The sequence below is a fragment of the uncultured Fretibacterium sp. genome (assembly GCF_963544685.1).
Taxonomy (GTDB): domain Bacteria; phylum Synergistota; class Synergistia; order Synergistales; family Aminobacteriaceae; genus CAJPSE01.
Window position 1 is genome coordinate 1 of record NZ_CAUUGJ010000124.1, and the last position, 6,249, is coordinate 6,249.

Genomic DNA, 6,249 nt, shown 5'->3' on the forward strand with positions numbered 1-6,249 from the left:
GATGTAGCTCCGTCTCGTGGGCTCGGAGATGTGTATAAGAGACAGGACCAGCTCTCGCCCCTGTCCCCCAAGCCCGAACGGGGCGAAAAAAATCCCCGCATCCTCGGCGTCCGTCGCCATTTCAACCCCTCCCTCCGCTTATATATCAATCCATTATATACAAGTTCTCCTGGGAGAGGGTGAAAAAGCCTGTTCTCCAAGTATTCAAGACGATTTTTGAAAAGGCCCTTGACAATATACGAATATCGAATATACTTATATCACAATAACGATTAAGGAGGGGTGAGCGGGGAAGAGGAAGGTGGGTGGGGAGGCGGAAGGACGGAAAAAATTCCGATGAAGGGAGGTGAGAGGATGGCTGTTGCCGAGAATGCGTACAGGAGCGGGGTCTCGCTGAAGCTGAATGCGGGGAACAACGCGGCTACGGGCAGGATGATCGTCAAGGGATGTTCCCTGGGCAAGGTCAGGCCCGGTGCGGACGCCGAGGCGGTCGTGAGGGTCGCGGACCTGCTGGCGGCCGTGCTGGAGTATCCCGTGGTGCGGATGGAGCGGACGGAGGTCAGCACGCTGGAGAAGCAGTAGGGAAGGGGCGAAAGGGGCCCGGAAAGAGGTGAGGCCGGGCCCGTTCGGTCGGAATCGGTTCGATGCGGAGGAGAGGAGGTGAGTGTTTTATGGCGACGCGTTTGAAGCTCGTGTTCTCGGGCGCTGGGGAGAAGAAGGTCACCATGCTGTTTCCCTATGCGCGCAGTTCCGCCACGGGGGCCGAGGTGAAGGCCCTGATGCAGGGGATCGTGGCCGACGGCAGCATCTACGAGGATGTACCGAAGGGGATCGTCGGGGCGGAGTTCCTGGACAGCACCAGCACCCCGATCAGCCTGGGGTAGCCGGAGAGGAGGACTCGGCGATGAGCCGGAACGGCAGGGGGGCGCCGGCCCCCCTGTACTTTTGAGGAGGTGAGGAGAGCAGGATGGATGGGATGGAGACGTTCGTTCAGGCCGTGCTCCAGAACGGCTTTTCGGTGGCCGTGGCCGCGTTTTTGCTGCTGCGGATGGAGCGGGAGCTCCGGGGGCTGAGGGAGGCGATCGATCGGCTGAGGCACTGCCAGAACTGCCGTTTTTCCCCCCTGTCGCCCGACGCCGGGGAGGGGAGGTAACGAGGTGCGTTACGAGGTGGGGTATTTTACGCCCGAGGAGTTCCTCTGCCCCTGCTGCGGCGAGGGGCGGGCCTCCCGGCTTCTGGTGCTGTGGCTGGACCTTCTTCGGAGGGGCTGGGGCGGCCCCTTGCGCGTCAACTCGGGGTATCGGTGTGCGGCTCACAACCGGGAGGTCGGCGGCGTGCCGCGAAGCCGTCATCTGGTGGGCTGTGCGGCGGACGTGGCCCCTGTGATGCCCGGGAACGGCGGTTTTTCCGACCTGGCGCGGAGGCTGTGCGCCCTTCCCGGCTGGGAGCTGATCGTCCACGGCCGTTATGTCCATATCGCCGTGCCCGTGTCGGAGTCGGAGAACCTGTGGGAGGGCGGGAGCATTTTTATGGGGCTCGGGGGGCTGTGAGTTTCGCCGGGCAGGGGGGAAGGGTATTGTCAAATGGTGCGGAGTCTGATAAAATTTTTCGCTGTTATGGGAGGCTTCTTCCATACGCCATAAGGGCCGGCGTGGCTCAGGGGTAGAGCAGCGCACTCGTAATGCGCAGGTCAACAGTTCGAATCTGTTCGCCGGCTCCAGAAATACCAAGGGTTCAGGAGATTTTCTCCCGAACCCTTTTTCTTTTGCAGCCTGTCCCTGCGCGCTTTTGTGTTTCAATTATAATGGACAAGGTATAAAATCTCTTTTTCGGAAAATGGAATAGGTTGGAACTCGGAATGTCAATCGGGAGCGACGCGGCGGCGCGCAGACCTGGGCAAACTACGAATTCCTGCGGACGAGCGCGAAGCGACCCACCTCGATGCATCGAGATATCGAGGAAAGAGAGTTGCTTTGCGCTTTTTTATTTTTTTCGAACCGGGAAGGGATATATAACAAAAATACGGGGGGGAAATGCTTGAAGAGAGCGATTTATGCGGGAAGCCTGTTTTTTGCGCTGTCTTTTTTCCTGTGGTCGGGCCTGACGGCGTCGGCCCTTGGCGCTGCTGTTGAAGGTGACTTCTTTGCCTTGGTCAAGAGCGGCGACATTGCGGAGATCGAGGTCGCGATTCGGAATGGACAGGATATCGAGCAGGAGAATTCTTACGGGGAGACGCCGCTTTGTTTGGCTGTCAAAAGAGGGGACCCCGAGATTGTCCGGCTGCTGCTCGATGCCTCAGCCAACCCCGGGCACAGGGCTGGAGACATGACCGCTTTGCACTATGCCATGATTGGCCCGGCGAAGGGCCGTCCTCTGGGGAAGATGGTAGAGATCGTCAATCTTCTTCTGTTGAACGATATGAGCCTGGTCAATGCCCGGAATCGTGATGGAACGACGCCGCTGCACATTGCAGGGTTGTTGTACAGCGACAGGGAAATCCGCAGGAAAATCCAGGGGGACTTGAAGGATATGCCGCGGCTGTTCGGCGCTCTGATTCATGCAGGGGCGGATTTGAATACCCGAGACAAGGAGGGAAATACGGCGCTTCACCAGGCGGCGTTGGGAGACGATGAGGAGGCGGCGCTCCTGTTGATTCAGTCCGGAGCTGACGTCAATGTTGCCAACAACGAGGGAGCGACGCCTCTTTGCTTCGCCTCTCTCATGGGATTGCCGAGGGTCGTGACCGCTCTGCTGGAACGTGGGGCGAATCCCAATGTCCGCATGGAGGGCGTAACGCCTCTGCACGTGGCGACGGGAATTACTTTTATGAACCGCAAGCCCTCGGGAGAATGGGAGAGTTTCGGCGAGATGCTGACACGTACCGGAAGGGACGGAAACGACTTCCTGAAGGTGACGAAAGCCCTGGTCGAGGCAGGGGCAGAGGTCAATGCCTTGAGCAGTAAGGGGGAGAAGAGCACGCCGTTGGACATGGCCGAGGCTATCGGCAACAGGGCTGTTTCGGAATATCTAAAAGGCGTTGGGGGCAAGAACAAGAAACCCTGGTATTGGCCTTTCTAAAGATGGGCAGCAATCGAATTCCCTTCAGAATGGGGTAACCTATGGCGTATTTTCTGGACATCCCTGGATGAGCTGTCCTTTGAAGAAATGTTTGTAAGATATTTTATTACGTTGTTCTCTTCATTCATATCTTGCCGAGGGATAGGGCACCATGCTCCAATGGAACCCTATGCTCGGATGGGCATTGTTTTTTATAGTGTTTCCTGGATTCTATTTACTTTTATTCGCTATTATTTTTTGCCTTCTTGTTGGTATTCAGGTGTGAAATTTGTTGCAAGTGCTCTGTATGGCGTTTTCTTTGGCCTCCTTGTATTCTTATGTTATCCGGTGCCCGTGGATCAACTAATTTGGGCAATGTTCTGGTCTATGTGTTCTGTATCAATCTTAATGATCGATTTTGAATGCTAAAATGTCGAAGCAAACGCAGCAGGTAAAAAAAGGCCCCGTTAGGGGTGCGAAGGCCAAGGCGCTTTCCGGGATGGCCGTTCAGACGTTCTGCAATCGGCGGAACATCGTCGTTCCGAACCCCTCGGAAGTCGAGCCCCCTGGTCGGACAGCATGCGGGTGAGTCCGTTCGTGTCGATAAAGAAGCCGGGTGCCGGCATCGTATGCCCCGCTTCCTGGGCGCGGCGATTTACGGAAAGGAGTGTCGGGACTGTTTACTCGGCCAAACGTCATGGGGTATCTGCATCGGCTGATGATGCTTGCGGTGAGGGCGCTGCTCTTCAGGCGGATATACGGTCCGGCGTCCGTGGAGCGCGGGCCCGTCCTTTACGTTGGCTTTCACCGGGACGGGGCGGTGGATGGCTGGGTTTACGACATTGCGCTCCGGGGCCGGGCGGAGTTCCTCATTGCGGCCAACCTGGTGAAGAACCCCATCTCCCGGCTGTTCTTCTCCGGGATCGAGGTGACGCGCCCAGGTGACGGCGGGGCGGCCGCCTCGAATCGCAAGGGCCTGACCCGGGCCGTCTCGCGGCTTGCGGAGGGCGGGGACCTCTTCGTCTTCCCCGAGGGGACCAGCACCCTGGGGCCGGCGCACCTTCCGTTTCAGAAGGGCGCGGCGTTCATCGCGGCCATGGCGCTTCGAAGCCGCCCGGATCTGCGGGTCGTCCCCGTCACGGTCCGCTACGGTTCGCCGCAGCTCTGGGGCGGGGAGGCGGAGGTCCTGACCGGGCCGCCCCTGGACCTGGAGGACGCGGCGAAGGGTGGGGTCGACGGGATTCACGCGGCCATGACGGAGGCCCTCGAGGCGCTGGACCCCGACTTCGCGTCGGAGCGGCCGCAGGAGGAGGCGGAGGCGCTGTCCGCCCTGCTGCCCCTGCCTCCCGCCCGGGGGCTGAGCTGCGCCCGGCGCTTTCTTGCGGGGTTGGATGAGGGGCCCCGGTATCGCTGCGGCGGGTGCGGCGGCAAGGGGAGCCGCGATGCCCTCGTGTCCGGCGCGGAGCTCTGTCGGCAGTACCGGGAGGCGGCCCGGGGGTGCAGGACGTGGCGGGGCGCCGCGCTGTTCCCGAAGCGAGGCATTGTGCCCGATGTGCTGACGTTTCTGGCGTCCGGCGCCTGTGTCGCGGCCGCTGCGGCGCTGAACGCCCCCGCCGTCCTTGCCGGATGGTGGGCTGGGCGGCACATGCCGGATGGGCCCAACGTGGTCCTGCTCTGGAAGGCCCTGGCCGGCCTGACCGTCCTCCTCGTCGCCGCGCCCCTGCTGTGGGGGGTATTGCTCCTCGCCGGGGCCCCCTGGGCCGTGGCGGCGCACGTCATCGTTACGCTTCTTGGCTGCAGGCTGCTGGACATCATGCGGAGGTCCGGGACGCGCCTGTGGAACTTCCGCTTCCGCCGGGATACGATGCCCCGGGTGAGGCCGCTCGAGGAGGCGCTGCATGATGCAGTTATGGCGCAGTACACGGATCCATGAACGGTTTTTCGGGGCCTTTATCCTGCTCACGCTCCTTCGTCTCCTGTGGACCGTCGGCCCCTTCTCGCCCCACACGCTCGTCTATATGGGGTCCGCGGCGCTGATGGCGGGCGGCGTCCTCCTCACCCGGGGGCGCGAGACCTCCTGCAGGTGGCGCCTGCGCCTGGCGATCTACCCCATCCTGATGGACGCCCTTTTCCCCCACATGCGCTGGGTGTCCCCCCTCATCAACGAGGGCAGGAAGGACGCCCTCCTTTGGGAGCTGGACCGCCGGCTGTTCGGCGGCAGCCTCTCCGTCTGGCTGGAGCCCATGATTCAGCCGGTTCTCACGGAGTTCCTCAGCTTTTGCTACATGCTCTTCATGGTCTATCTGGCCGTCTGCATCCTGGACTATCTGTTTTCCGATCTTCCCCTGGCCCGGGCCTTCTACGCGGGGATGTTCTCCGTATACGGAATCGGCTACATCGGCTACACCCTGGTCCCGGCGCTGGGCCCCTACCTCGCCTTCGCCGGGGAGTTCTCCGTGCCCCTGGAGGGGTACTGGATGACGGACTTCCTGGCCGCCTGCTATCCCTATGGGACGAATGGCACGGACGTGTTCCCCAGCCTGCACTGCGCGGTGAGCGCCTACATGCTCTTCTCGGACTGGGCGTGGCGGCGGAAGCGGTTTTGGCTGTTCCTGATCCCCTGCGTCGGAATAGGGTTCTCCACGATTTATATGCGCTATCATTATGGGGCGGACGTCCTGGCGGGCTTCGTGCTGGCGGCGCTGGGACTGCTCATCGAGCGCCGCGAAGCCCGGGCGCTCCGTGCCGAACGGTAAGGGAGGTCCTTCCATGTCCTATGTCCTGAAGTTCAGCGACCCCGAGGCGGAGCTGCTCCCCCGAAGCGGGGGCAAGGGTTCCAGCCTCTCCAAACTTTTCCGCGCCGGATTCCCGGTCCCGCCGGGCTTTATCGTCACGCCACAGGGATACGCGGAGTTTTTCGCGTCGGTCCCCGGGGCCTGGGAGGCCGTGGAGGCCCTGCCCTTCGACAGTCCCGACAGGCTTGTGCCCGCCGCTGCGGCGCTGCGGGAGCGGATGAAGGGCGTCCTCCTGCCGGAGGGGCTGGCCGCCGAGGTGCGGGAGGCCCTGGCCGGCATGGAGCCCGGCGCGTACTCCGTGCGCTCTTCCTCCACGCTCGAGGACCTCGCGGGAGCTGCCTTTGCCGGGCAGCACGACACCTATCTGAACTGCGTCGGCGCGGAGGAGATCCTGGAC

The 6,249-nt window shown here is 61.7% G+C and carries 8 protein-coding genes and 1 tRNA gene; all 9 read left to right on the plus strand.

Annotation, left to right across the window (positions count from 1 at the left end; translation table 11 throughout):
* Positions 1–354: 354 nt before the first annotated feature.
* Entirely contained in the window at positions 355–582 is a 228-nt protein-coding gene (locus tag ABLA28_RS09905) for a DUF1659 domain-containing protein (RefSeq protein WP_347713525.1), read from the plus strand.
* 89 nt (positions 583–671) lie between these two features.
* Complete coding sequence (locus ABLA28_RS09910) at positions 672–884, plus strand: DUF2922 domain-containing protein (protein WP_347713526.1); 213 nt, start codon at positions 672–674, stop codon at positions 882–884.
* A gap of 83 nt (positions 885–967) precedes the next feature.
* Positions 968–1,153 carry a YvrJ family protein gene (locus ABLA28_RS09915; RefSeq protein WP_314718656.1) on the plus strand — a complete coding sequence of 62 codons (186 nt, stop codon included), beginning with the start codon at positions 968–970 and terminating at the stop codon, positions 1,151–1,153.
* Positions 1,154–1,157: 4 nt separating this feature from the next.
* A complete protein-coding gene (locus ABLA28_RS09920; protein WP_347713527.1) occupies positions 1,158–1,550 on the plus strand; it encodes a D-Ala-D-Ala carboxypeptidase family metallohydrolase in 393 nt (130 codons plus the stop codon).
* Between the two features lie 95 nt (positions 1,551–1,645).
* Positions 1,646–1,720, plus strand: a tRNA-Thr gene (locus tag ABLA28_RS09925).
* Between the two features lie 317 nt (positions 1,721–2,037).
* Positions 2,038–3,078, plus strand: coding sequence for an ankyrin repeat domain-containing protein (locus ABLA28_RS09930; RefSeq protein WP_347713528.1), 1,041 nt, complete (start codon positions 2,038–2,040; stop codon positions 3,076–3,078).
* A gap of 697 nt (positions 3,079–3,775) precedes the next feature.
* The gene (locus ABLA28_RS09935; RefSeq protein WP_347713529.1) at positions 3,776–4,990 is read left to right on the plus strand and encodes a 1-acyl-sn-glycerol-3-phosphate acyltransferase; all 1,215 of its coding nucleotides are present in this window, start codon (positions 3,776–3,778) and stop codon (positions 4,988–4,990) included.
* Complete coding sequence (locus tag ABLA28_RS09940; RefSeq protein ID WP_347713530.1) at positions 4,956–5,813, plus strand: phosphatase PAP2 family protein; 858 nt, start codon at positions 4,956–4,958, stop codon at positions 5,811–5,813. Before ABLA28_RS09935 ends, ABLA28_RS09940 begins: the two co-directional genes overlap by 35 nt.
* A gap of 13 nt (positions 5,814–5,826) precedes the next feature.
* Positions 5,827–6,249, plus strand: a 423-nt coding sequence (locus tag ABLA28_RS09945) for a PEP/pyruvate-binding domain-containing protein (RefSeq protein WP_347713531.1), incomplete at its 3' end; no start/stop codon positions are given.